This is a genomic window from Pseudomonas syringae group sp. J309-1 (assembly GCF_032582135.1).
GTDB classification, from domain to species: Bacteria; Pseudomonadota; Gammaproteobacteria; order Pseudomonadales; family Pseudomonadaceae; genus Aquipseudomonas; species Aquipseudomonas quasicaspiana.
Genome location: NZ_JAWHNU010000005.1, coordinates 150299 through 176109, shown reverse-complemented (window position 1 = coordinate 176109; position 25811 = coordinate 150299). Strand labels below are relative to the sequence as shown.

The 25811-nt window shown below is 56.3% G+C and carries 25 protein-coding genes; 11 read left to right on the top strand and 14 right to left on the bottom strand.

Annotated elements, in window-relative coordinates:
* Positions 1–168: 168 nt before the first annotated feature.
* Positions 169–1635 (bottom strand): D-alanyl-D-alanine carboxypeptidase/D-alanyl-D-alanine-endopeptidase, encoded by a 1467-nt coding sequence (dacB, locus tag RX972_RS04880; protein WP_316872872.1) that lies wholly within the window; start codon positions 1633–1635, stop codon positions 169–171.
* Between the two features lie 88 nt (positions 1636–1723).
* Complete coding sequence (locus tag RX972_RS04875; protein WP_316872870.1) at positions 1724–1963, bottom strand: hypothetical protein; 240 nt, start codon at positions 1961–1963, stop codon at positions 1724–1726.
* Here RX972_RS04875 and RX972_RS04870 point away from each other — a divergent pair.
* Positions 1956–2300 carry a YggL family protein gene (locus tag RX972_RS04870; protein ID WP_027898748.1) on the top strand — a complete coding sequence of 115 codons (345 nt, stop codon included), beginning with the start codon at positions 1956–1958 and terminating at the stop codon, positions 2298–2300. The two genes, RX972_RS04875 and RX972_RS04870, sit on opposite strands and share 8 nt — an antisense overlap.
* A gap of 44 nt (positions 2301–2344) precedes the next feature.
* Here RX972_RS04870 and RX972_RS04865 read toward each other — a convergent pair whose 3' ends face one another.
* The 8 genes from RX972_RS04865 to RX972_RS04830 all read right to left on the bottom strand — a co-directional run bounded on the left by RX972_RS04865 (position 2345) and on the right by RX972_RS04830 (position 11465).
* Complete coding sequence (locus RX972_RS04865) at positions 2345–5995, bottom strand: transporter substrate-binding domain-containing protein (protein WP_316872867.1); 3651 nt, start codon at positions 5993–5995, stop codon at positions 2345–2347.
* Positions 5996–6003: 8 nt separating this feature from the next.
* On the bottom strand, positions 6004–6630 hold the full coding sequence (locus RX972_RS04860) for a response regulator transcription factor (protein ID WP_027898746.1): 627 nt from the start codon (positions 6628–6630) through the stop codon (positions 6004–6006).
* A 336-nt stretch (positions 6631–6966) separates the two neighbouring features.
* A complete protein-coding gene (locus RX972_RS04855) occupies positions 6967–7365 on the bottom strand; it encodes a response regulator (protein ID WP_255879929.1) in 399 nt (132 codons plus the stop codon).
* Positions 7366–7689: 324 nt separating this feature from the next.
* Complete coding sequence (locus RX972_RS04850; protein ID WP_027898744.1) at positions 7690–9021, bottom strand: deoxyguanosinetriphosphate triphosphohydrolase; 1332 nt, start codon at positions 9019–9021, stop codon at positions 7690–7692.
* Between the two features lie 62 nt (positions 9022–9083).
* Positions 9084–10241 (bottom strand): EAL domain-containing protein, encoded by a 1158-nt coding sequence (locus RX972_RS04845; RefSeq protein WP_027898743.1) that lies wholly within the window; start codon positions 10239–10241, stop codon positions 9084–9086.
* A 176-nt stretch (positions 10242–10417) separates the two neighbouring features.
* Entirely contained in the window at positions 10418–10756 is a 339-nt protein-coding gene (locus tag RX972_RS04840; RefSeq protein ID WP_027898742.1) for a hypothetical protein, read from the bottom strand.
* Positions 10753–11145 (bottom strand): phage holin family protein, encoded by a 393-nt coding sequence (locus RX972_RS04835; RefSeq protein WP_027898741.1) that lies wholly within the window; start codon positions 11143–11145, stop codon positions 10753–10755. The genes RX972_RS04840 and RX972_RS04835 overlap by 4 nt, the downstream gene beginning before the upstream one ends.
* 5 nt (positions 11146–11150) lie before the next feature.
* Positions 11151–11465, bottom strand: a complete 315-nt coding sequence (locus RX972_RS04830; protein WP_027898740.1) for a YqjD family protein — start codon at positions 11463–11465, stop codon at positions 11151–11153.
* 463 nt (positions 11466–11928) lie between these two features.
* Between RX972_RS04830 and RX972_RS04825 the strand changes: the two genes are divergently transcribed.
* The 5 genes from RX972_RS04825 to RX972_RS04805 all read left to right on the top strand — a co-directional run bounded on the left by RX972_RS04825 (position 11929) and on the right by RX972_RS04805 (position 16411).
* Positions 11929–13020: an acyltransferase gene (locus RX972_RS04825; RefSeq protein WP_316872860.1), complete on the top strand. Its 1092-nt coding sequence runs from the start codon at positions 11929–11931 to the stop codon at positions 13018–13020.
* Positions 13021–13053: 33 nt separating this feature from the next.
* Positions 13054–13680, top strand: coding sequence for a hypothetical protein (locus tag RX972_RS04820; protein WP_316872858.1), 627 nt, complete (start codon positions 13054–13056; stop codon positions 13678–13680).
* Between the two features lie 78 nt (positions 13681–13758).
* Positions 13759–13995, top strand: a complete 237-nt coding sequence (locus tag RX972_RS04815; protein ID WP_027898737.1) for a glutaredoxin family protein — start codon at positions 13759–13761, stop codon at positions 13993–13995.
* 921 nt (positions 13996–14916) lie between these two features.
* Positions 14917–15438, top strand: coding sequence for a superoxide dismutase family protein (sodC, locus tag RX972_RS04810; RefSeq protein WP_122704628.1), 522 nt, complete (start codon positions 14917–14919; stop codon positions 15436–15438).
* Positions 15439–15520: 82 nt separating this feature from the next.
* Positions 15521–16411 carry a pseudouridine synthase gene (locus RX972_RS04805; RefSeq protein WP_316872851.1) on the top strand — a complete coding sequence of 297 codons (891 nt, stop codon included), beginning with the start codon at positions 15521–15523 and terminating at the stop codon, positions 16409–16411.
* 73 nt (positions 16412–16484) lie between these two features.
* Here the strand turns inward: RX972_RS04805 and RX972_RS04800 are convergent, their stop codons facing one another.
* On the bottom strand, positions 16485–16709 hold the full coding sequence (locus tag RX972_RS04800; protein WP_027898189.1) for a YgdI/YgdR family lipoprotein: 225 nt from the start codon (positions 16707–16709) through the stop codon (positions 16485–16487).
* 95 nt (positions 16710–16804) lie between these two features.
* Positions 16805–17398: a molybdenum cofactor guanylyltransferase MobA gene (mobA, locus tag RX972_RS04795; protein WP_231667147.1), complete on the bottom strand. Its 594-nt coding sequence runs from the start codon at positions 17396–17398 to the stop codon at positions 16805–16807.
* Between the two features lie 77 nt (positions 17399–17475).
* Here mobA and moaB point away from each other — a divergent pair, with 77 nt between their 5' ends.
* From moaB to RX972_RS04780, 3 genes are all read left to right on the top strand, one after another.
* The gene (gene moaB, locus RX972_RS04790) at positions 17476–18015 is read left to right on the top strand and encodes a molybdenum cofactor biosynthesis protein B (RefSeq protein WP_027898187.1); all 540 of its coding nucleotides are present in this window, start codon (positions 17476–17478) and stop codon (positions 18013–18015) included.
* A 7-nt stretch (positions 18016–18022) separates the two neighbouring features.
* Positions 18023–19225, top strand: a complete 1203-nt coding sequence (glp, locus tag RX972_RS04785; protein ID WP_316872846.1) for a gephyrin-like molybdotransferase Glp — start codon at positions 18023–18025, stop codon at positions 19223–19225.
* A gap of 100 nt (positions 19226–19325) precedes the next feature.
* Positions 19326–20252 (top strand): glycosyltransferase family 2 protein, encoded by a 927-nt coding sequence (locus RX972_RS04780; protein WP_316872844.1) that lies wholly within the window; start codon positions 19326–19328, stop codon positions 20250–20252.
* Positions 20253–20452: 200 nt separating this feature from the next.
* Here RX972_RS04780 and RX972_RS04775 read toward each other — a convergent pair whose 3' ends face one another.
* Positions 20453–22261 carry a monovalent cation:proton antiporter-2 (CPA2) family protein gene (locus tag RX972_RS04775; protein ID WP_316872843.1) on the bottom strand — a complete coding sequence of 603 codons (1809 nt, stop codon included), beginning with the start codon at positions 22259–22261 and terminating at the stop codon, positions 20453–20455.
* A gap of 243 nt (positions 22262–22504) precedes the next feature.
* Between RX972_RS04775 and RX972_RS04770 the strand changes: the two genes are divergently transcribed.
* Positions 22505–22693 (top strand): hypothetical protein, encoded by a 189-nt coding sequence (locus tag RX972_RS04770; protein WP_027898664.1) that lies wholly within the window; start codon positions 22505–22507, stop codon positions 22691–22693.
* Positions 22694–22728: 35 nt separating this feature from the next.
* Here RX972_RS04770 and RX972_RS04765 read toward each other — a convergent pair whose 3' ends face one another.
* Positions 22729–23118, bottom strand: coding sequence for a Fe2+/Zn2+ uptake regulation protein (locus RX972_RS04765; protein WP_316872841.1), 390 nt, complete (start codon positions 23116–23118; stop codon positions 22729–22731).
* A gap of 222 nt (positions 23119–23340) precedes the next feature.
* Here RX972_RS04765 and RX972_RS04760 point away from each other — a divergent pair, with 222 nt between their 5' ends.
* The gene (locus tag RX972_RS04760; protein ID WP_316872840.1) at positions 23341–25683 is read left to right on the top strand and encodes an acylase; all 2343 of its coding nucleotides are present in this window, start codon (positions 23341–23343) and stop codon (positions 25681–25683) included.
* Positions 25684–25811 lie beyond the last annotated feature (128 nt).

The window sequence follows — 25811 nt, the reverse complement described above, 5'->3', positions numbered from 1 at the left end:
TTGCAGGAGCAGGCTTACAGGTGCCAGCACATCGATATCTGAGCTTAAATGCATTTCCCTGTAGGCGCTAGCGAGCACCGCGAGGCAGCGATAGCGATCTGCCTGATGCACCGCCATCGCGGCCTCGTGGTGCTCGTGCGCTCCTACAAAGTCATTTACTGCAATTCTTCACTGCTGCCGTATAGATACGGTGTTATCACCCAGCTTTGGCTGGCGATACAACTCCACCAGTACTTCATCGAGCACCGAAGACGCGCCCCATGGGCGTGGATCGTTGAGGATGGCGACCACAGCCCAGGTGTTGCCGTTGCTATCACGACTGAAACCGGCAATGGCGCGGACGTTGTTCAGGGTGCCGGTCTTGATGTGGGCTTCACCCAGTAGCGGGGTGCGTTTGAGACGTTTGCGCATCGTGCCGTCCATGCCTGCCAGTGGCATCGAACTCATGAACTCGGCTGCGTAAGGGCTTTTCCAGGCAGCTTGCAGGAGGATGGCCATTTCGCGGGCGCTGACCCTCTCATCCCTGGACAGCCCTGAGCCGTTCTCCATCACCAGATGCGGTGCGGTGATGCCTTTCTTGGCCAGCCACTGGCGAATGACCCGCTGTGCTGCCTTGGCATCGTCACCGTCTGCATCATTGCGGAACTCTGAACCCAGGCTCAGGAAAAGCTGCTGGGCCATGGTGTTGTTACTGAATTTGTTGATATCACGAATGACTTCAACCAGATCCGGCGAAAAAGCCCTTGCCAGCAGCTTGGCGCTGCCCGGTACAACGTCTACCCGATCCTTGCCCTGGATGGTGCCGCCCAGTTCCTGCCAGATAGCGCGCACGGCGCCTGCTGCGTAGGTTGGGTGGTCGAGCAGCGACAAGTAAGTCTGCGAGTTGCAGCCATCACCGAGTTGGCCCGTAACGGTCACATTGACGGTGCCATCGGGCTGCGTGATCGGGTTGTAACGAACGTCACCGCACTGTTTGGACGCGATGGCTTTGACCTGATTATCGACGCGAATGGTCGCAATAGGCGGTTCCACCGAAACCATGACCTTGCCGCCGTCGTTACGCGTGATGAAGCGCAGCGCCTTGAGGTTGACCATCAGCGAGTCGGGTTTGACCAGAAACGGTTTGTTTCTGTCGTTGCCGTCATCATCGAACACCGGCAATTGCGGTTGTACAAAGTGGCTGCGATCCAGTACCAAGTCACCGGTGACCTGTTGTACGCCATTGGCCCGCAGGTCGCGCATCAACAGCCACAGCTTCTCCATATTCAGTTTGGGGTCGCCGCCGCCCTTGAGGTAAAGGTTGCCGCGCAGTACGCCATTGTTGAGCGTGCCATCGGTAAAGAATTCGGTTTTCCACTGGTGGGTTGGGCCCAGTATTTCCAGCGCCGCATACGTCGTGACCAGTTTCATGGTCGATGCCGGGTTTACGGAGACGTCGGCATTGAATACGGTCGGGGTGCCTTGACCGTTGAGGGGTAGCATTACCAGCGACAAGGCGTCATTGCCCAGTTTGCTGGCTTTGAGTGCTTGCTGAACCTTGGGGGGGAGCGAAGTGTTGACGGGCGCGGCGTTAGCCGGCAAGGCCAGTGGAAATAGAAGGGTGGCAAAAAACAGTGGACGCAATGATTTGATCATTCAGTAACCCCTACAACAAAGACGGGACACGAGAGGGCATAGATGGATTCCCTCGACAAAAATAAAGATGACGTGAATACCAGTGGCTTCAAACAGTTTCGCTAACAATATGTAATACGTCTGAATTGAGCGGCATTATGCCCCAATCGTGGGCGACTTGGGTCCCGCCCAGGCCTCTGAATAAAGTATTTTTGTCATCGCAATGCATAATCAGCCCGCTATTGATGTCGCAGGCATTATCGCGCTGTGCCGGTTTTATGGGCATTTGCCTTTCCAAACTGATAAAGTGCGCCCCGATATTACTCAAGAGGATTGTTCCAATGGCCACTAATCGTTCCCGTCGTCTGCGCAAAAAACTCTGCGTGGATGAATTCCAGGAGTTGGGTTTTGAGCTGAACCTGGACTTCAAGGAAGACCTGGATGAAGAGGCGATCGACGCATTCCTCAACGCTTTTCTGACTGAAGCCATGGACGCCAACGGTCTTGACTACGTTGGCGGTGATGACTTCGGTCTGGTTTGCCTGGCAAAACGTGGTTCCGTCAATGAAGAGCAGCGCGCAGTCGTTGAAGCATGGCTCAAGGGCCGCAGCGAACTGACCAAGGTTGAAGTCAGCCCGTTGATGGATGCCTGGCACCCGGAAACACCGATCAATTCGGTAGCTTGATGTTCCCGCGGCGGGCTTAAGGCCCGCCGCTTTATTCCCCCTCGTCACACGGCTCTGTTCAGAGCGTCTCGCAAAGCCTGCTCCAGATCGAGCATGGCAACCTCCATGGCTTGTTGAACATCCCTGATTTCCTCCTCTGCCGATGTCTCCTGGCATGCATCCTCTAATGCATCGCACGTTTCAATCACTCTGGTTGCCCGAATGATTCGCGCCGCACCTTTGATCCTGTGGGCAAGCTGGCACAACTCGTATTGATCTTCTGGCGCTTGCAGAGCCGTCAACTGATGACGATCCTCCTCGGTGCTGCGCAGGAGTTGTTTGAGCAGGCGCTGAATCATTTCCGGACGTTCACCGGTAAGGGCACTGATGCTGGCCATGTTGAATGGCGGTTGCGGTTTAACGGGTGGAGTCTGCTCGCTCTCGGTCAATGCGTCTCCCCGTGGATGAACGCTGCCTAGCCGTTCGCTCAGGGATGTGAGGCTGATTGGTTTGAACAGACAATCGTCCATACCCGCTTCACGACAGCGTTGTGTTTCTTCCGGTTGCGCATTGGCGGTAAAACCCCATATCGCACAGCGCTGTTGCCCGGTTTCATGCTCCTGGAGGCGGATGGCCCTCGTCAGGTCGTAACCATTCATGATGGGCATATTGCAGTCGGTCACGACCACATCGAAGTAACCCTCCAGCCAAAGCTGTAGCCCTTGCTCGCCCTGTTCTGCCACTGCACAGCGATGCCCGAGAAATTCCAGCTGCTGGCAAAGCAACAAGGAGTTGGCCGGATGATCATCCACCACCAGGATATTCAGCGTGGCGTTTGCCATGGCAGGGTTATCAGGTTGCTCACTCAGCGTCGCCAAAGGCTCCAGCGTGGTCAGGTTGAAAGTCATGTGAACCTGCGTGCCTTTACCCTGCTCACTGTTCAACTCAAGTGTGCCGCCCATCATTTCGCAAAGGCTGCGGCAGATCACCAGCCCCAGACCTGCTCCGGTGCGCGCCTGTTGACCATTGTCGTCAGCCTGCGCAAAAGGTTCGAACAAGCGTTGCAGATCCTTCTCGCCGATACCTATGCCTGTGTCCTGAATACTGACGTGCAGTTGCAGTTGTCGCGGATCAGTGCCGGTTTCGGTCTGCAAGGTGATTCTGATCTGGCCCTTTTCCGTGAACTTGATTGCATTACTGATCAGGTTCGAAAGGATTTGCTTGAAGCGTAACGGATCAATCAGCACGTCGGCGTTGATGCCACTGTCCAGATCGAGCAACAGGCTGAGGCTTTTTTGCCGGGCCAGTCCGTCGAATACTCGTACAACGGACTCGACCAGTTGACGCAGGTTGGCGCGTTCCGGGCTCAAGGTCAGCCGTCCGGATTCAATGCGTGCGATGTCGAGAATGTCGCCAATCAGTTCAAGCAGATCCTTGGCCGAGCTGTAGGCAACCTCAACGGCAGGGCGGTCCATGTGGCCTTGATCGGCACGTTTGAGCGCCAGTTCGAGCATGCCAATCACAGCATTCATCGGCGTGCGTATTTCGTGACTCATGGTGGCCAGGAAGGTGCTTTTCGCACGGTTGGCGTTATCGGCCTGATCCTTGGCCGAGCGCAGGTCTTCGATCAGTTGTCGGCGTTCACTGATATCGATCCAGCCGCCAATAATGCCCTTTACTTCTCCCAGTGAGTCCCGAAAAGGCAAAATCCAGTGATAGATCGTCAGTTGCCGCTCTCCGATCTGCAACGTGCGGTCAAGAATCATGGGGTTGTTTGTCGCCATGACCAGTTGATAGTCGCTGGCGAATTCCCTGGCCTCGAAAACATTACTCAGAACGCCCTCAGTAACCCCTTTGTCGAGTACATCTTCACGTTGCGCGTCAAATGCCTTCAAGTAGCTGTCATTGCACATGCGCAGAAGGCCTTCACGGTCACGCACGTAGATAGGGTGCGGGCTGCCATTGACCAGTGCTCTCATGAATTCGAACTGATCGTTCAAAGCCCGCTCGGCCTGCTCGCGTTGTTTGATCTGGCGGCGCATGTAAGCGTTCCAGGCCAGCGAACCGAGTAATAACAGGCCAGCCCCCAGTACGATCTGATAAATCTGCCGCTGGTAATCCTGCCAGTTGCCGCCAGAAGGAGTGAAGGAGCGCCAGCGGTTGTTAATCGCTGCGAGTTCCTGCGGTGCGATGCTGGACAGCGCCTTGTCGAGAATACTGATCAACTCCGTGGCTTTTCGGGAAGTGGCCATAGCGATCAGCGCAGGTTTGTCGCCAACGGTCGTGGTTATTTGTAACCGGTTTTCAAATATTCCTGAGCTCAGGAAATAGTTGGCGCTCACCAGAGAGGTGATCGCCGCTTCGACCCTGCCTTGGGCGAGCATTTCCAAAGTCTGAAAGGGGTTATCGACTTCGATGGGGACTACCGTGGGAAACTCCCGCCGCAGGAAAGGCAGGATAGGGCTGCCCAAAGTGATTGCGACCCGCTTGCCACTCAATTGCTCAAGATTGATCGAATTCTCAGGCCATTTGCGCGTGATCAGTACGAATGAGTTGTCCAGGTAAGGCCGACTGAAACTGAATTGATCTTCCCGTTCTTCACTGGGAATCAGGGCGCTGATCAGGTCCGCCTGGCCCTGACTGACCTGACTCATCATATCGGCCATGGTGGGCGCCCGGGTAATCTCGAAACGCAAACCGGTGCGCAGGCGCACCAGTTCAAGCAAGTCGGCGGTTATTCCACGAAAGTTGCCGCTGGCATCAAAGAACGTCAGCGGCGCGTATGATTCGTTGATCACGACTCTGACGTTCGGGTGCTGTTCGATCCAGCGCTCCTCCCGGTGAGTCAATTGCAGCTTCTGGTCAGTCAGCATCAGGTCGCTGGCACCCCAGCGCCTGGAAATCGCGATGCGCTCTTCAACCGGAATGGCCTTGAGCGTGCGGTTGATGATATCCAGCAACTGATTGTTTTCACCATCGACCGCAAAACTGAAGCCGTCGGGTTCGTGTCTGCCGAAATTGGCCATCTGGATGTTGTTGAGGTACCCCTTGTTGATCATGTATTGGGTAGAAATAGTGTCTCCAAGAAAGACGTCTGCCTGATTGAAGGCAACGGCATTGATCGCGCTTTGAAATGACGGATAGGTTTTCAGCGCTGCGTTGGGATAAAGTTTCTGGATTTCCTCCGGTGGCAGGTAGTGGTAGACCATGCTCAGGCGCATTTCTGCCAGGCCATCGGTGAGCGAGCGGGTTTCACCGGTGCGGGTGACCAGCACCGGCTGATCCACCGCGTAGGGGGTAGAGAGCTTGATCTTCTGGTCTATCGCTTCGAACCCGTTGGCGCTGCCCAGCAAGTCGATCTGCCCGGTGCCAAGGGCAGCGATGGCCGCCTGCCTGGATTCAAAGCGAAGCACCTTGACCGGCAGATCCAGCGCTCTGGAAATGATGTTTGCGTAGTCGGCGGTGAACCCTTCGTAGTCGCGCCCGGTCAGCGTCATGTCAAATGGCGGATAGTCGGGAGCCGAAGTCCCCAGAATCAGCTCACGCTTATTGCGTATCCACTGCCATTGGGTCTTGTCCAGTTGCAGCTCCATATGCCCGATGCTGGAGCGGCCCAGCAGGGTGTAGAGTTCGGCTGCAGCGAAAGCGGCCTGACACCCCAGACTCAGGCAAAAGCTCATGGTCAGGATCAAATAGTACTTAAAGCGCCTGGACATCCTGTTCCTCACACTAGCGCGTTGCGTTTTGCCATTTCGATTAGTTCTACCAGGGTTTTGACCCTGAGTTTCTGCATCAGGCGTGTTTTGTAAGTACTGACTGTCTTGTTGCTGAGAAACATGCCCTTGGCAATTTCCTTGTTCGTTCTACCTTGGGCAAATAATTGCAGTACCATCAATTCGCGATCATTGACTAACTTGAACAGCTCTATTTCGCTGGGTTGACCGTTTTCTCCACTGGGTGGAGTGAGTGCCTGGCTTGGGAAGTAATTGTAGCCGGATAATACCGCTTTCACCGAACTGAGTAATTCGCTGAGATCTTCCTGTTTACACACATATCCCGCCGCGCCTGACTGCATGCAGCGAATCGCAAAAAGACTCGGTGTCTGAGAGGTCAGGACCAGAATTTTCGAATCAAGCCCCATCGAGTTGAAGCGGGCCAGCACCTCCAGGCCATCCAGCTTGGGGATGCTGATGTCGAGGATGATCAGGTCCGGCATGCATTCGCGGACCATTTGCATCGCATCCACACCGTTATCGGTTTCGCCCACGACTTCGTAGTTTTCATTTTCCAGAAGCATTCTAACGGCAAGGCGAATAACCGGATGGTCGTCGATGATAAAAACTGAGTTCATAATTCTATCCATAACAAGATGCGAGGAAAGGGCGCACCTTAGCTCAGATGTTCGGGCAGGCACATGAAGAGACCCTGCTATAGGTGATATATAGGAAAGTTCCTACAGTAATTAGAGTATTGGAGCACGTAGGAGCCTGTTTTTCTGATGCGCAATGTTTAATTCTGCGGTGGATTACTCTGGTGGACGGAGGGCGATGTGTATGTTGTTTATTTCGCGCGGGAATTACCCTACACGTTGTTTATACCCTTTCGGTAGTTGTACTAGCGTAGTTCACTACAGCGTTAGAGTCTGCGTAGACGGGGAATGGTTTTCATCCCGGCATGCTTCAGCGGTTCAGCTTCCTGGAAAGCAGGGCTCCAGCAGTTGGGCAAGGTCAGCACCGTGCAGGGGTTTGCCAAGACAACCCAGCAGAGGCAGGCCGCGCTGAACCGCCAGTTGTTCGATGGCACGCAGTTGGGCGTTATCCAGCCCGCTGAGGACGATGGCGTAACGGGCCATGCCTTGCTGAAACGCCTGCTCTATGATGTCGAGTCCTGCGCCATCTGGCAGGCGCTGGTCGCAAATCAGCAGGTCATAAGGCTCGGCGGCACGTTCTATGGCTTGCATGGCCTCGGTAGCAGTCAGGGCAGGGGTCAGTAAAAAGTAGCCCTGATTGTTCAGAATGATCTGCGTGGCAATCAGTTGGAAGGGATGATCTTCCACCAGCAGAATGCGTAATTTATGTTTAAACATCAGGAAATCCGGCAAGAGTTGTTGGCGGCCCGGATGCTGAGCCGACGCAAGGCTGCGACGACGGGCAGCATCGACAAGGCCTCGTGGGCGGGTAATGTAGAGGCGCCAGCGATGGCGGCTAAAGGGGCGGGAGTATCTGGCAGGTATTGAGCGCTTACGATAAGACGATTCCTAAAAGGCTGTAGGAGACGTCCGAAGCTTTAAGTCGTATCAGGTAGATCCATCGTAGTAAATCAGCACCGTCGGCACCGCTGCGGCGATGACGGGCACACAGCACTGCTGCCGTCTGCTCCCTTGCAGGCGAGCGACGGCAACTGTTGACCTTTACATCGGGCTGGAGCGGCCGGTCATCTCCCGCGCCATTTCACTCGCGTAGCTGTCGGTCATACCGGCGATGAAGTCGATCATGCGCAGGAAGGAGGCGTGCAGAGGTGCCTTGGGATCCGGAGCGCTGTTGCCGAGCAGGTCCAGAATACGACGATGCTTGAAAGACGGCGTACGTCCACCGAACTGCTCCAGAGCAGCACCACAGAACGCATTAAGCAGTATTTCAAGTGTTGTGTAGGCGCCGATTTCATGCAGCGTCTTGCGCTTGTCCTGGAATATTTTCTTGCGCGCCATGTCTTTGGCGCTCAGCACGCAGCGCTTGGCCGGGCCATGCATATGCTCGACCAGGTCACCACTCAGGGTGCCAGCCAGCAATGCGTCCTGTTGTTCGACGAAGGCCCGCGCCGCCGCGTTGGTCAAATGCTCGATGGCTTTGCCACGCAGGATTGCCAGTTTGCGTCGACGCGAGTCATCAGGCCCAAGTTGGCGGTAGGTATCAGGCAAATCATCGCCGACCAGCCCCAGAAGCAGCGCTTCGACCTCCGCATACTCCAGCAGCTCCATTTCCAGGCCATCTTCCAGATCGATCAGCGCGTAGCAGATGTCGTCCGCAGCTTCCATCAGGTACACCAATGGATGCCGAGCCCAGCGTTGTTCTTCAAGTTGCGGCAAGCCCAGTTTCTGGGCGATTTGCTCCAGAATCGGTAGCTCGCTCTGATAGCAGCCAAATTTGTGTTTCTTGTAGCCCAGAGAGTCGGCGTGGCGCGCCGTCCAAGGATATTTAAGATAAGTGCCAAGGGTTGCATAGGTCAGCCGTGTACCACCGTCGAACTGGTGATATTCCAGTTGAGTCAGAACGCGAAAGCCTTGGGCATTGCCTTCGAAATTGAGGAAGTCATTACGTTCTACCTCGCTCATTGCATCCAGCCAGCCACGGCCTGCAGCCTGATTGAACCAGTTGCGAATCGCGTCTTCGCCGGAGTGACCGAAAGGCGGATTGCCAATGTCGTGGGCCAGGCAGGCTGATTGCACGACCATGCCCAGATCACTGGGATCGCACCAGTCGGGGAGGGCGCTGCGCAGGGTTTCACCGACACGCATGCCCAATGAACGGCCCACGCAGCTGACTTCCAGTGAGTGGGTCAGGCGCGTATGGATGTGGTCATTGCTCGAAACCGGGTGCACTTGTGTCTTGCGCCCGAGGCGTCGAAAAGCGCCGGAAAAGATGATCCGGTCGTGGTCCTTGTGAAAAGGACTGCGTCCCAGTTCTTCCGGGCTGTGCAGGGTTTTGCCAAGTCGTTCGCGGTTGAGCAGGGTTTGCCAATCCAAGGCGTTCACTCCGTCGGTAAAGACTGCCTAGCTTCCTGATTCGGTGTCCCGGCTGCAAGGCTTTAAAAGCCAATCGCATCGACATCGATCAGGAGTATGCGTTGGTCGTTGTCGAAAAACTGCCCGGCGGTCAGGCAGTACTGGTTGGTCGTGGCGTCGCGATAGGTGTTGGACAGTATCAGGCGGCGTTCATGCCAGCCTTCTGCAAGCAAATGATAGAAATAGGGACGCCATGACCAGTTATGGCCTATGTAAGTCGCATCGGAATGCCATTCGCCGTTGCGCCACTCCAGATTGGGCGTGAGCTGGGTGCCATGCCGGTCGCATTGGTAGAAACGTAGCAACCAGGGGTAATCGTGCAGTTGCGGCAGTTGGTCGAGGGAACGCTGATCCCAACGCTGCAGAGCGGCCATCAACGAAGTCAGTTGCTGGCGAAGATCCATCACCCGTGCCCGCTCTGCGAGCTTTTTCTGCACATAGCAGTCGCGCAGTCGGGCGAATTGTTCGACGAACGCATCCTTATCGAAAAAAGCCTGCTCGCCTCTGGCAAACAGAAAGCCCTGTACATACCGCGCACCGCATTCGAGAGCGAAATGCAGTTCTGCCTCGGTTTCGACACCTTCAGCAATAATCCAGCAACCGGTTTTCTCTGCCATCTGGGCCAGGGCCTTCACTATATCGCTGCTGGGTCCGCCTTTAGCCGCGGCCTGAAACAAGCGCATGTCCAGCTTGAGAATGTCAGGTTGCAGCGCAAGCACCCGATCCAGCTGGGAGTAGCCCGCGCCGAAATCATCAATGGCAATTCGGGCGCCTGCGTCGCGATAGCGGCTCACGACTTCCGCAAGACGCTGGCTGTTGCCTTCCAGTTCAGTGATTTCAAAAACGATACGGCGTGGATCTACACCATTTCGTTGCAACTGCTTGAGGCTGGGCAGCGGCTGGCCGGGGCGCAGACGAGAGATCCAGCGTGGTGAAATATTCAGGCTCAGAAACCAGTCATCAGGAGCCTGGTGAAGTCGACTCAGTGCGTCGTCCCGGATAATACGATCCAGGCGACGCAATGCAGCAGCAGGTACTCGCGGATCAGCGAACAACGGCCCGACAGATTTGAGTTGGCCGTCATCCTGAAGAACACGGCCCAATGCTTCAACACCAGCAATACGGCCAGTAGCGGTATCAATGAACGGCTGAAAGCAGGCAAGGGGTTGCCCATCAATCACATGGCCTCCTCAGTAAACTCGGCAGTTAACGGCAATAGAAACGGCGGTCAAAAAGGGCTGGTGAAACGGCTTTCAAGAAAGTATCCCACAACGAAATCGACGGCTTCAGTAGGACCCGAAGCCGTCGATTCAACCTGATGGGGGAGTGTTGCCTGCAAGAACGCAGCCAATTGCCACTAGTGTTTTCGGGAGGAACCCAGAGCCAGTCGAATAATCGGCAACAGACTTACACCGAGTTTGACGATGCGAGTGAGTCCGCCGGGACGTTTGCCTTTCGCGCCCTTGCCGCCCAGAAATCCGAGAAGCGAGACCACGCCCATACCCCACAAGGGAGCATGCTTGATGCCCAATGTACCTTGCCAGTCGGTAGTCATGCCGCGAACCCGACGCAACGGTAGCATCAGGTTCGTCGACTCCTGACGTATTTCCTGGCGGTGCATTTCCATGCGCAGGCGAACCAGGGCCTTGCGAAGTTCCCGGCGGGAATGTTTCTGGTGGGATTCAGGCAAGCTCATCGCATCAGTCGCTCACGGTCATTGGCCAGCTCTTCCAGGGTCGCATTGAACGGCGACGACTCGTCGAAAATGGCAGCTTTGAGGCGCAGGGCGCAGAACAACGCGCACAGCGTATAGAACACGCACAGACCAATGATGCCAGCCAGACGATAACTGTCCCACAGCACGATGAGCAGCAATGCAGACAAGCCGGTCAACAGAAGCAAGGCGAACACTAATGCAAGGCCTGCGAATAGCAGCAGGCTCAATGTACGTGCTTTTTGTTCCTGCAGTTCGATGCCGAACAGTTCGACGTGGCTGTGCAGCAGCCCAAGGACCGCCGCACCCAGTCGCCGTGGCGAAGATGAGGTCTGGTCTGATGCCGGACCGGATTCAGTTCCCAGAGCCATATTCGTTAGCGCCTTGTAGCCAGCAGACCGATCAGGAAGCCAACGCCAGCAGCGATGCCGACTGATTGCCATGGGTTTGTCTGTACATAATCTTCGGTCGCAACAACGGCTGCCTTGCCGCGTTCGCGGAGGGATTCTTCAGTGAGCTTCAGGGTTTCGCGGGCTCGCACGAGGCTTTCATTGATCTGGCTGCGCAGTTCGTCAGCCTGAGCGCCTGCCAGTGACGCGGTGTGTTCCAGGAGCTTCTCCGTGTCGGCAACCAGTACCTGAAAGTCAGCCATCAAAATTTCCTGGGCGTTCTGTGCTGTTTGGCGTGCCATTTTTCTCTCCATTAAGTGCGTATGGGGTTTCGAGTACAGGGCGTTGCTGAAGGTTCACTTCAATGCTGCATGAAATCGTTGGACGGACCTGTAAGGCATTTTGCAGTGTGTTGGTGCGCGACCTTTTGACTGTGCGCTCATCAGGAGCGCAGGGTCTCCGGTACTTCTTTACCTCTACTGCTCCAGCGCTGGGTCCGAAGTTTCCATGATTTTTCCGGCTCTGTCTCGATAGGAATACCGGCAGGCGCGTCGTTTGGGCATTGCATTTAGATGCGAGGCACTGGCCTCAATCACGCGAGACTTGGCTATGCTGTCACCCGATACAGAATCGTGGGTTGCTGTCGGGTCGTTATTCTGGTGGCCTGCACGTATCAAGGACTGCTGGTCTGAGGAGTTGAGTGCCTCGGTAATTCATGGAAGTACTGACGCCGCGATTGGCGCTCGGGCATGGGCTGGAGGTGACATGGAGCGGCTGTATTCACTTCAAGGGCTAAGGGGCCTGGCGGTGCTGGGCGTAGTGCTTTTCCATATGACGGCTGTTGAATTGAAGTATTCGGGAGGCGACAGGCTGTTGCCTGGCTGGCTGGATTTCTTTCAATTAGGGGTCGACCTGTTTTTTGTCATCAGCGGCTTTGTGATGGTCATCGTCAGTCGCGGACGTTTTCAGAGCGGCGTTGAAAGCCAGCGGTTCCTGTTCAATCGCGTGTCGCGTATCTATCCGACCTACTGGCTGTATTTTTTCATTACGCTGGCGGTTTATCTGCTTCAGCCCGGAATGGTCAACAGTGGTCATGGAGAGTCGAACCTGTGGCTGTCTTTTTTGTTGTTGCCCAGTGACAAGGTTCTTCTGGTGATGGTGGCGTGGTCGCTGGTATTTGAGCTGTGGTTTTATCTGGTGTTCAGCGTCCTGCTGTTTTTCAAGGAGCGCTATTTACCGTGGCTGCTGGCAGTCTGGGCATTGGTTTTACTGGTGTTCAACACGCTGGAGGACTGGCAGACGTACTCACCTGTTCTGGCAGTGGTCCTGCATCCTTATGCGCTTGAATTCATCGCAGGATCGTTACTGGCTCTGTTGTTTTACAGCCGACATAGCGTGCGCATTCCCGACGCTGCGGTCTGGGGCTTGTTGGCCGGGGTATTGCTATTGGGTATTCCGTTCATTGGCCTGTATGGGTTGTTTGAAGGTCATGGTCTGACACGGATGCTGGTGGTCGGCCTGGTGTTTGGCCTGCTGGTGTTCACGCTGGCATTGCTGGAACGTCTTGAGCACGTGGCCATGTCCAAGGGACTGGTGTTGATCGGCGACATGTCTTACACAGTCTACTTGTCCCATTTGCTGGTGCTAGGGGTTATCGGACGTATCTGGCAGTTGCTGGGCGGTTGGCCCGAGACGCTGGCGGACAATATTTTCTTCACAGCACTGATGATGAGTGCGGTGCTATGTTACGGCTGGGTCGGTTATCGCTGTTTCGAGAAGCCGGTGCTGGATCGGGCCAATGCTTTTGCCCGTAAACACTTTCGAGCGCGCTCATCTGGCCTGGAGCGTGCGCAGTAAGATTTGGCGGCGTGCTACGTGTTGGAGTCACCGTTGGATATAACCCTCGCTTCACTCACCCCGTATGGCGGCATTACGGTCATGCTGCCCGCTGCAATCGTCATCACCGGTTGGCTCTGGATGACCCGCTCACGTCGCTCGGCGCTGCTGTGGGTTGCCACTGTTTTTGCGGTCTACTCGATCGTAGCCGTCAGTAAAATCCTCTTTAAAGGCTGGGGCGTGGCGCTGGAAAGTCTCGGTATTTATGTGCTGAGTGGCCATGCGATGAATACGTGTCTGGTGCTCACGGTGGGTTTGAGTCTGCTCGCCCGGCAGGTGCATCCGATGTTGAGTTGGCCTGCTGCCGCGTTTGGCATGGTAGTGGGCTGGCTGTTCAGTATTTACTGCGTCGCACCGTTCATTCATCCGTTGCCTGAAGCGATTGCCGGTGCGTTGCTGGGCTCTCTGGCGGCAGGCCTTTTTCTGCTGGGTCTGGAAAATTTCCAGCCAGGCCGGATTCCTTCTGCAGCTTTGGTGATTGGTTTGTTGTTTATCGCGTTCAATGCGACGACGCCCAAATACACGGCGGAGTCGATTCTGGATCGTATTTCAATGCGCATTTCCGGTGCAGGGCAAGTCTACAAAGCGCCAGAGTGGCGGGGCCCCGGGGAGACGCTATGATCTGCTGGTTCCGCCTCGACGATCATTACTGGCAGGCCTAAAATAAGCGCTCATTTTTCTGCGCAGAGGGTCATGCGTATGCCTCCTGAATGTCAGTTGTTTGGCACGTTGGGGTGTCATCTGTGTGAGGTTGCTGAAGCCGAGTTAATGCCATTGGTGGAGCATGGCCTATTGGTGGAACTGGTGGATATCGGCGACAGCGAGCGGTTGTTTGAAACTTATGGTTTGCGTATTCCGGTGTTGCGTCGTGTCGATACTGGCGCGGAACTGGACTGGCCGTTCAGTACGGAACGGGTGGTCAGTTTTCTGTTGTAAGTTTTTTATAGTGATACGTGTGATACGTGTACATATCCTTTACCGTGGTCAGGACTGACATTGGTTGCGCTTTTACAGCGCGTCACTTTTGAAAAGAGCCCAAAAGTAACCAAAAGGCTCTTGCCCCACCACTTGGTGCCTCGCTGTCGCTCGGCATACCCGTAATCCGACATTGCTGCGTGGGGCCGCCGCCACCGGCCATCCATGGCCTGAGGCGGCTAAACCGGCATCCCTGCCGGTTTGCCCCACGCAGCAATGTCGAATTCCGGCCGGCGTGGTTTAACGGGGCGCCTGACATCAAAATCAAAAGCAGATCAAAAGCAGAGCGAAAACGGCGGGATCGCCTCGACCCGTAGGAGCGAACTTGTTCGCGAGACGTCACTACGACCAACGCATTCGACGTCTGACAAACCGCATTGCAGCCTTCGGCAGCTCCTACAGAAGCCCGCAAAGTTCACACATCAGGTCGGCTGTCAGGCCGCCGCGCTTTTGATTTTGATCTGAGGCGCCCCGTTAAATCACGCTGGCCGCCCGCAGATCTGAAACCGTGGGCAACCCGGCAGGACGCCGGGTTAGCCGCACCGGGCCATGGATGGCCCATTGCGGCGGCCCACGGTTTCAGATCTGTGGGCGGGCATCCCGAGCCTAGGCGAGGGACCGAGTGGTGGGGCAAGAGCGTTTTGCTTACTTTTGTCTGGGCCGGCTTCCGGATGTTCAAAAGTGAGGTGCTGTAAAAGCGCAACCAATATCAGCCGTTGCCGAGATAACGGATATACCCCCCATCAAGCCCCCAATCAAACACCCACACACATATTCCGCGGAACTAATTCGCCGTCAAGCTGGTACAAGATTAGGTACCACCTCCATCCCGGCAGGCTTTTTCAGGCTGCCTTGCACTTTTTCTCAGCAAATGGACGAATGATGAAATCTTATCTCTGGCTTGGCCTGATTGGCGCTTTTTCTCTGAACACGGCATTCGCCGACTCGGTGTCTGTACCGATGAATCTAGTGAGTGCGACGGAGGCGGCTAAGCCGATTGGCGAGGTCATCATCACCGAAACTGAATATGGCCTTCTTTTCACTCCCAACCTGACATCGTTGCCAGCCGGTATTCATGGCTTCCACATCCACGAAAACCCAAGCTGTGAAACCGCCGAGAAAGACGGCGTAAAAGTTGCCGCTCAGGCCGCAGGTGGTCACTGGGACCCGAAAAAAACCGGCAAACATCTGGGTCCTTATGCGAACGGCCACCTGGGTGACCTCCCGGCCATTTACGTCACCGAAGACGGCATGGCCAACTACCCGGTACTGGCACCGCGTTTGAAAAAACTCAAGGACGTCAAAGGTCATGCGTTGATGGTTCACGCAGGTGCGGATAACCATTCCGACATGCCCAAGCCTTTGGGTGGTGGCGGTGATCGTGCAGCATGTGGCGTGATCTGACACTTTCAGATGATTAGCCGTAGTAAGGCTCTTGGGTGATAATGCGGCGCTGTTCACTCAAGAGTCACCCACGAGCCCACGTATGTCCGAGTCTGCTTTTTCCGCTGCCAAGAGTCAGGCCAGTACCCTCTATTTACCGCCCGGGAAGTGGCTCACTGTGCTTGATTGTCTGTGCGCGCATTTCAGTGCCATCAGCCGTGAGCAGTGGCTTGACCGTATTGCCCGTGGACGGGTGCTGGATGCCGACGGCAAACCTGTCGATGTGGATCTGGCCTATCGGGAAGGGCTGCGGATTCACTACTTTCGTGAAGTGCCCAACGAAACGCCGATCCCGGTGCAAGAGTCGATTCTCTATGCCGACGAGCATCTGGTGGTTGCCGACAAACCACACTTCCTGCCGGTCACCCCTGCTGGGGAATACGTCGAAGAGACGCTTTTGCGCCGTTTGATCCGTCGCCTGGATAATCCCGATCTGGTGCCTTTGCATCGTATTGACCGTCACACAGCCGGGCTTGTGTTGTTCTCGGCCAACAAGCAGACGCGCTCGGCGTATCAATCATTGTTCCCGACCCGACAGATCGACAAGCGCTATGAGGCCATTGCGCCGGCATTGCCCGGTGTCGAGTTTCCTCGAGTGCATAAAAGTCGATTGATCGATGGCGAGCCGTTCTTTCGCATGCAGGAAGTCGAGGGCATCAGCAATACAGAAACCGCCATGGAGGTCTGTGAGCGCAACGGTGATCTTTGGCGCTACGCGCTGTATCCGGTCACCGGCAAGAAGCACCAGTTGCGCGTGCACATGGCCGCTTTGGGGGCTGGCATCTGCAATGATCCGTTCTACCCGAGCGTGCTCAAGGATGCAGTGGACGATTACGCGAGGCCACTGAAATTACTCGCCCAAAGCCTGCGCTTTATCGATCCGGTCACTGGCCAGCAGCGGCAGTTTCAGAGTGAAATCCATCTGGACTGGTAGCGCTGCATTTTCTGTAAGACATAAAAAACCCGCACTTGGCGGGTTTTTTACGTTTGCTGCATCGGGCTCTGAGTTACAGATCCTTGACGGTACGCACCTGATCTTTGTTGACGCGGGTTTCTTTGCCGTCGAGTTGCTTGAACTCGTAGAAGCCCGAATCTTCATCGTATTTCGGGGTGTCGACAGCCTGGATTTCCCGGCCATCGGTCAGGGTGATCACTGTCGGCGATGCACAGCCTGCGAGGGATGCCAGGCCCAGTGCGAGCAAAAAGGCAGCGGGAAGGGTCCGTTGTTTCATTACGGTGTCTCCTGATCGATTCTTGGTTAACTGACGTTTAAGACGTGTCTGCTTGCAGCAAGTTCAAACAATATTAATTGCAGCCAAGGCTGGCCCTAGCCTGTGGTCTGGTTCAGCAGGTCCGGGGTATTGAGGTTGGCGAGACGGGGGTCATCGGTTTCACACTGTACAGCGACAGCATCCAGTCTCTCCATCACCTTGCGCGGGCTGCGTTCTCCGCTTTGCCATGCGGCTTCGAAAGCCTGTAAATGGCACGTCGGGATCACGCAGAGCAAGGGTTGCCAATGCTCGCCGCTACGCACCATCACCGGCTGTCGAGGATGCCTGAGGGCTGTTTCCCGCAGTTCCTGCAGCAGTGAATGGTCAATCAAGGGCACGTCGCAGGGCAGGATCAGAAGATGCGTATGGCGCGCCAGGGGCAGAGCAGCGCGAATACCGGCGAACGGTCCGTGAAACTCATCGTTGCCGTCCTGCACCAGTCGATCAGCATAAGCTGCGTATTGATCCAGGTTGCGATTGCACGAAATGAGCAAGTCATCCGTCAGCGGGCGGGTCAGGCGATGCAGGTGCTGGATCAGCGGCTCACCGTTCCAGAGAATCAGACCTTTGTCCCGGCCACCCATGCGCTGACCCTGCCCCCCGGCCAGCAGCAGGATGGAGCAGGCGGGAAGGGTGATGGCATCTGGCATGAACGACTCGACCGAAGCAGTGGAATGGGGTGCTGTGATATAACACCGGCCTGTTTTCTCTACAACTGGATAGAGTGATGAAAGCCAAGGCTGACACCCCCTTTGTACCGCTGAATATTGCTGTTTTGACGGTGAGTGACACCCGTACTCGCGAAACTGATACGTCTGGCCAGATGTTTGTCGATCGTCTCACTGAAGCCGGTCACAGCCTGATCGAGCGCGTGCTGCTCAAGGATGACTTGTACAAGATCCGCGCGAAGGTCGCTGGCTGGATTGCCGATGATGAAGTGCAAGTGGTGCTGATTACCGGCGGCACGGGTTTCACTGGCCGTGACAGCACACCGGAAGCGGTTGCTTGCCTGCTGGATAAACAGGTTGATGGTTTCGGTGAGCTGTTTCGACAGATATCCGTGCCCGATATCGGCACTTCGACTATTCAGTCCCGGGCTCTGGCCGGTCTGGCCAACGGTACGCTGGTCTGCTGCCTGCCCGGTTCGACCAACGCAGTGCGCACCGGTTGGGACGGCATCCTCGCTCAGCAGTTGGACAACCGTTTTCGCCCCTGCAACTTCGTGCCGCATTTGAAGCAAGCCGAGCCTTGCGCAACACGTGGGTAACGCAGCGATGAACAAGCCGTTGATGCCGGTCGAACAGGCCCTGGCGCGTTTGCTGGAAATGGCTGAAGCAGCGCCCGTCACTGAGTCAGAAACAGTGCCGTTGGCGCAGGGTCAAGGCAGGGTGCTGGCGCAGGACATGATTGCAACGCTCGACCTGCCACCCTGGCCCAACAGCGCTATGGACGGTTATGCCTTATGTCTGGCTGACTGGAAAGGCGAACCGCTGGTCGTCAGTCAGCGGATTTTTGCCGGTCAGGCACCGGAGCCTTTGGCGCCTGGTACGTGCGCGCGGATTTTCACTGGCGCACCGGTTCCGGCGGGTGCCGACTGTATCGAAATGCAGGAAAACGCCGAAGTCTTCTCCGATCAGCGTGTGGGGTTCACCGAGCCTCTGCAGATCGGCCAGAACATCCGCCCCCAAGGTCAGGAAACCCGAACGGGTGACAAAGTCCTTGCTGCCGGCACGCGTCTTGGGCCTATCGAGCTGGGGCTGGCCGCTTCGTTGGGGCTGGCGGAGCTGCAAGTGATCAGGCGTGTACGGGTTGCCGTGCTCTCGACCGGCGATGAGCTGATCGAACCCGGTCAGCCACTGGGGCCGGGGCAGATCTACAACAGCAACCGCGTGTTGTTGTGCAGTTGGCTTAAAAGGCTGGAGTGCGATGTGATCGACGCCGGAATTCTGCCCGATGATCTGGAGAAGACCCGTACGGCATTGGGTGCGCTTAACGACGTGGACTTGATCCTGTCTACCGGCGGCGTTTCCGTGGGTGAAGCGGACTTCCTTGGGCACGCACTGCGCGAGGAGGGCGAATTGTCGCTTTGGAAGCTGGCAATCAAGCCTGGCAAGCCGCTGACGTTCGGGCATTTTCGCGGTGTGCCGGTGATCGGTTTGCCAGGTAATCCTGCATCGACGCTGGTGACCTTCGCCTTGCTGGCCCGTCCTTATCTGCTGCGTCGTCAGGGAGTGGCCGACGTCACGCCGCTGCAGTTTCCGGTACCCGCAGGCTTCGCCTGGACCAAACCCGGCAACCGCCGAGAGTATTTGCGCGGCAGGCTGGAGCAGGGACGGGCAGTGTTTTACAAGAACCAGAGTTCTGGCGTGTTGCGCAGCGCGGCCTGGGCTGATGGTTTGATCGAGGTTCGCGAAGGCAGCACCGTTGCTGAGGGCGATCAGGTCAACTTCATCCCCTTGAGTGAAGTGCTCGGCTGATTGGGTTTTTACCGGTCCGTATGGTCTATCCGCGAGGCATGAGCTACCCTCAAAAACGCTGACAAGTTGGGCATTTCGGTTTTGGCCCTGGAGTTTTGTTATGCCGTCTTTGAGAGTGGCTTGTGTCATCCCGACTTATAACGGGCGAAAGGACCTGGAGCGGTTGCTGGATTCTCTGGCCACCCAGACCGCTGTTTTCGACACCCTGATCGTTGACTCAAGCTCCAGCGATGGAACGCTTGAGTTGGCTCGTTCGCGCTGCGCAAATGTAACGCGCATTGACAGCAAGGACTTCAACCACGGCGGCACGCGGCAGATGATGGTTGAGTTCAACCCTGATTACGACGTCTATGTCTATATGACGCAGGACGCGTACGTCGAGGATGTGCAGGCCATCGCCAATATACTGCTGCCTTTCGCCGATCCCAAAGTAGGGGCCGTGTGCGGGCGCCAGTTACCCCAAAAAGACGCCAGCCTGCTGGCCCAGCACGCCCGTTTGTTCAATTACCCGCCCGTGTCACAGATAAAGACGCTGGACGATGCGCCGGTATTGGGCATCAAGACCCCCTTCATGTCCAACTCGTTTGCGGCCTACCGCCGTGAAGCCTTGCTGGATATCGGGGGTTTTCCCCGGCATGTGATCTTGTCCGAAGACATGTACGTCACGGCGAAGATGCTGATGCGGGACTGGAAAGTGGCGTATGAAGGCTCAGCGGTGTGTCGTCATTCTCACAACTACACCATTTGGGAAGAGTTTCGGCGTTACTTCGATATCGGTGTGTTTCAGTCCCGCGAAGCCTGGATCCACGACACCTTCGGCGGCGTTGGCGGGGAGGGGATGCGTTACGTCAAATCAGAGCTCAGATTCCTCGGGCCTCGGCGCTTCCTGCTCTGGCCGCTGTCGTTCATTCGCAACGCAGCAAAGCTGGTGGCTTACAAGCTCAGCAAGCAGGAAAAACACCTGCCTAAACGTCTGAAGAAAAAGCTCGGTATGCATGGTCGTTATTGGGATGGGCCGTATGGGTAGAAGGGAAATGCATCCAGCCTCAGTTCGACGGGTTTGAATCGAATGTTCGCCGTGAATCAATAAAGTTTTATTCGTGCATTACATCGTCATCGCGGGCAAGCGCGCTCCTACCGTTTGATCGCATTCCAACGGTAGGAGCACGCTTGCCCGCGATGACTATTTAACATTCACAATCAGGTCTTGCAGCCTGTTCGGCCCTATCAATCCTTCCCGGCTTCCTCTTCCTGCCTGTCCGCCTCGAACAGCTGAGACAGTTCTTTCCTGGCTTCCCGGGCGGTTTGCAGAACCTTGGCCGCGTCGTCATACACAAGATGCTGTGCTGCCAGAACCTGTTCATCGTGGCGTTTGAAGCGGCTGATACGCGCGTCCGCCTGCGTCTGGGTCAGGCCCAGGCCGATCAGTGTCCGCCGACTCATTTCCAGACTGGAATAGAACGTTTCCCTGACGGCCTGTGCCCCAACATCGATCAGACGATGCACATGCTGCCGGTTGCGAGCGCGGGCAATGATCTTGATGTTCGGGTACAGCTTGTTAACCAGCTCGGCAGTCTTGATGTTGATATCAGGATCATCCGTCGCAATGATGAAAAACTCTGCCTGCTCAACCTTGGCGGCGCGAAGGATTTCAGGGCGCAACGGATCGCCGTAGAACACTGGCACATTACCGAAACTGCGTGAAAACTCGATGGACTCCACGGCAGTATCAAGGGCAACAAAAGGGATGTTCTGCGCGCGCAGAATCCGCGCAACGATCTGGCCCATACGGCCCATGCCTGCGATCACCACCCGCGGCGCGTCGGTGTTGATATCCCGGTACTCGTCCGGGACTTCCACCACGACCGGCTTGGGTTTGAGCCAGCGGGCTATGCCCAGTAATAACAGTGGAGTCAATGCCATGGACAGTGTGATGGTAAGTACCAGCGTGTCGTATAACTGCGCGTCAAACAGGCCTTGATCGCTGCCAATCTTGAACACCACAAAAGCGAACTCACCACCCGCAGCGAGCACGATGCCCAGTCGTAGCGCGCTTTGCTTGCCCAATCCGCCCGCCAGTCGCCCGACAATAAACAGCAGCGGCAATTTGATGAAAATCAGTAGCAGTGTCAGGCCCAGTACGACCAAAGGTTCGCTGAGCAACAATCCGAGATTGGCGCCCATGCCCACGCTCATGAAAAACAAACCGAGCAACAGGCCCTTGAACGGCTCGATTTGCGACTCCAGTTCGTGACGGTACTCCGAGTCAGCGAGCAGCAGACCGGCAAGGAAGGCTCCCAGTGCCATGGACACGCCGACCAGATCCATCAGCCATGCCGTGCCGATAACCACCAGCAAAGCGGTCGCCGTGGACACTTCCTGGATTTTTGTCTTGGCCACAATGCGGAACACCGGACGTAGCAGGTAGCGACCACCCACCACCACAATCGCAATGACGCCCAGTACCTCCAGGCCATGAGTCAGGCCATCGCTGGCACTGAGCTTGTCGTCTGTACCAGCAAGCAGCGGCACCATGGCAATCAGCGGGATAGCGGCGATGTCCTGAAACAACAGAATGGCAAATGCCAGCCGGCCGTGAGGGCTGTTCAGTTCCTTGCGCTCGGCGAGACTCTGCAGGCCAAAGGCCGTGGACGACAGCGCCAGTCCTAATCCCAGAACAACGGCGGTATTCAGTGGCTGGCCGAAGGCGAGCAGGGCAATCATGCCGATGATCAGCCCCGTCAACAGGACCTGCGCCATACCGACGCCAAACACAGCTTTGCGCATCACCCATAATCGCTTGGGTGACAGTTCGAGGCCGATGATAAACAGCAACAACACAACACCCAGTTCGGAGATATGGCTGACGCTTTCGGGATTACCGATCAGCCCCAGCACCGACGGACCGATGATCACACCGGCGAACAGGTAACCGATCACCGCACCCAGTTGTAGCCGCTTGGCCAGTGGAACGGTCAAAACCGCGGCGAACAGGAACACGACTGCGGCCTGCAACAGGCTGCCTTCATGGGGCATGGTTGACTCCTTGCTAGACACGAATAGACCGAGTGGACGGCCTTGAAAGGGCGCTATTAAACCACGCGAATTGTAACCAGCGTTGTCCGGATGTGCTCTGGCATGGGCTGGAGAGCAGTTCAGGGAAGGCATTACGCTGAGGTTGGTTGGAGGATGCCGCTGTCAGGCCAGGCACATCAGCGTAAGATAGGCGCGCATTTAAGCGTAATGAATGCTGTCCACGAAGATTTCAGGAACCTTGCAATGACCAATAAACAACGTTTGATCTATTCGCTGCTGATTGCCCTCGCGGTACTGGCGATCATGCTGGGTCTTTCACACCTGCAGGCCAGCGGTGTCATCAGCGAGAAGACTTTCCAGTACATCGCTATCGCCGTTGCCGTTCTGGTCGTAGTCATCAACGGCGTGATACGTCGCAAGGTCAAGCGCTGAGGGCTTGCGGTCCGGAACAGAGCCGGGCGGTCATTTCATTGAGCCGACTTGCCCGGATCGTTGAGTTGTTCCATGGCCTGAGGGTGCAAGCTGTAGCTTTTATCCGGATTGAGAAAAATGACGCCTTCGTCGCAGAGGCGTTTAAGTACTTCCCGCACGCTCAGGAAGGACAGCGGAATATCCAGCTTGAGCATTTGACTGTGCACACCACGTACGCCCAGAGGCTGACCCTCGCTGGTTGCCTGCAGCAATGCATCCAGAACTTTCAACCGGACCAGGCTGGTCCGCAGCCCGAAGCTTTTAAGCAACTTGCGGATAGGTTCGTTGCCCTGGCGTTCTGTATCAGCGACAGGCGCCTGTGCCTGCGCGGCAATGGCTGACTGGCGCAGCATCGTTCGGGTTGTGGTGGCTTGACGATTCAACATGCGCAAATTCCTTTTCAGGCTCTAAAAATGCTTGCCTCACTTAGTAAGACGTATGAGCGCTGCAAATCCTCAATCGTTTTTGAAAAAAACTTTACCGGGCATCGCTTCAACTGCTCTCCGGCTGAGCATTGCGCACTAAATTTCCCCGTCGTTCTTCGTCTTTAAGTGAGCCACAGCCCCTCCCGGCTGTGCCTTTCTGTAAGCCAGCCATCAGGAGTCAGAGTGATCATTTTCAAGCGCGTGCCGACGTTGTGTATTTCCGGATTATTGTTTGGCCTGAGTGTCAGCGCTCATGCGCAGTTGCCCGGGCAACAGGCCAGCGTAGAAGTCCGCAGGACCACCTTTGGCGTGCCGCATATTCGCGCACAGAACGAGCGTGGCCTTGGTTATGGCATCGGCTATGCCTACGCGCAGGACAATCTTTGCCTGCTGGCAAACGAAGTGGTCACGGTTAATGGCGAGCGCTCACGTTACTTCGGTCCTGAGAATCAGACCTTCGAGAAGCGCAACAACATGGCCAGCGATGTGTTCTTCAACTGGTTGAATACGCCCACGGCCGTTGCAGCATTCTGGAAGGCCCAGACGCCCCAGGTCCGCCAATTGGTTGAAGGATACGTGGCGGGTTACAACCGGCTCCTCGCGGAAACACAAGCGGCCGGTACTCAGGTTGAATGCCTTAATGCGCAATGGCTGCGCCCGATCACTGTCGAGGATCAGGTCAAGCTCACGCGTCGTTTGCTGGTAGAAGGCGGTGTGGGGCGCTTTGCCGAGGCGCTGGCCGCCGCGACACCGCCTGCCGCCGCCGGTGCCAATACCGCCAGCCGGTCAATAGATTCAATGTCATTCGCCAGCGCCGCTGACCACGACAAGAACTTTGCGCTCGAGCGCGGCAGCAATGCGGTGGCAATCGGGCGTGACCGGTCGGAGAACGGGCGCGGCATGCTGTTGGCCAACCCGCATTTTCCGTGGGTTGGCGGCATGCGTTTTTATCAGATGCATTTGACTATCCCCGGCAAGCTCGACGTGATGGGCGCCGCTCTACCGGGATTTCCGCTGATCAATATCGGTTTCAGCCAGCATCTGGCCTGGACCCATACGGTGGATACCTCGAAACACTTTACGTTGTACCGCCTCAAGCTCGATCCCAAGGATGCCACTCGTTATATCGTTGACGGTCAGTCCCGACCGCTGAAAAAAGCCACAGTCACCGTTACTCTGACTGACAAGGACGGCAAGCCCCAACAGCAATCCCGTGAGATCTATCAGTCCGAGTTCGGTCCGGTGGTGCAATGGCCGGGCAAGCTGGACTGGAATCACGAATATGCCTACAGCCTGCGTGATGCGAACCTCGGCAATGACCGGGTCATTCAACAGTGGTACGCGATGAACCGCGCTCAAAGTCTCGCTGAGCTGAAAGGGGCGTTGCAGAAAATCCAGGGCACCCCCTGGGTCAACACCCTCGCGGTCGATGATCAGGGGCAGACGCTCTACACCAACTATTCAGTTGTGCCGAATGTCAGCCAGCAGAAGCTCGCCCAATGCAGCGATCCTGCTGCCGGGCTTGAGATGATTGTGCTCGATGGCTCGCGCAGTGCCTGCGCTTGGGATAACGACCCGACAGCGGCACAGGCGGGTATTTTTCCGGGTTCGGCGTTGCCAACCTTAAGTCGTAGCGATTATTTGCAGAACTCCAATGACTCGGCGTGGATGACCAACCCGGCGCAGCCGTTAACGGGGTTCTCGCCACTGATCAGCCGTGATGCCCAGCCCCTGGGCCCCCGCACGCGCTTCGCAGTGGATCGACTGACCAGCCTGCAACAGGCTGGCAAAGTTACCCTTGCCGACTTGCAGGCAATGGTCATGGATAACCGGGTTTATCTGGCCGAGGCGGGCGGGCTGCTGGACGATCTGCTGCAATACTGCGCAGGGTATTCCGGGGCGGATGTTGCGACGATCAAAAGTGTTTGCACGAGCATGAGTCAGTGGGACCGCAGCGCCAACCTGGAGGCTGGCATAGGCTTCGTGCATTTTCAGAACATCACCAAAGCGCTGCAAAGTGTGCCGAATGCCTGGCGTATTGCATTTGATCCGGCCAATCCGATCCACACGCCACGCGGGCTGAATATTCAACAGGCGGGTGTAACCGAAGCGCTGCATGCGGCGATGCTGGAATCGGCGGAACAAATGAGCAGGGCGGGTCTGAAGGCAGGCAGCCGTTGGGGAGATATTCAGGTTTCAACCGCGGGCACTCAGCAGACGCCGATCCATGGCGGCCCCGGCATCTTGGGCATATACAATGCGATACAGAGTGTTCCGCGTGGTGATGGCAAGCGGGAAGTGGTCAGTGGCAGCAGCTATTTGCAGGTAGTGAGTTTCGATGAGCGCGGCCCCCATGCTCAAGGATTGCTGGCCCCCTCTGAATCAACCAGTCCGGAGTCGCCGCACCGCCGGGACCAGACTGAGGCGTTCTCCAAAAAGCAATGGGCTGTATTGCCGTTCACCGAGCAGCAGATCCAGGCGGATCCGGCTTATCGGTTGCAGGTGATCAAGGAGGGGCAGAAGTAATCTCCAGGAGGAATATTCGATCAATCTGAATTGGAAAGAGATCCCTGTGGGAGCGGTGCTTGCCCGCGATAAGGCTGGACTCGATTTCCTTTAGGTCGCGCCCAGCCTTATTGTCGGAATGTCGCCCA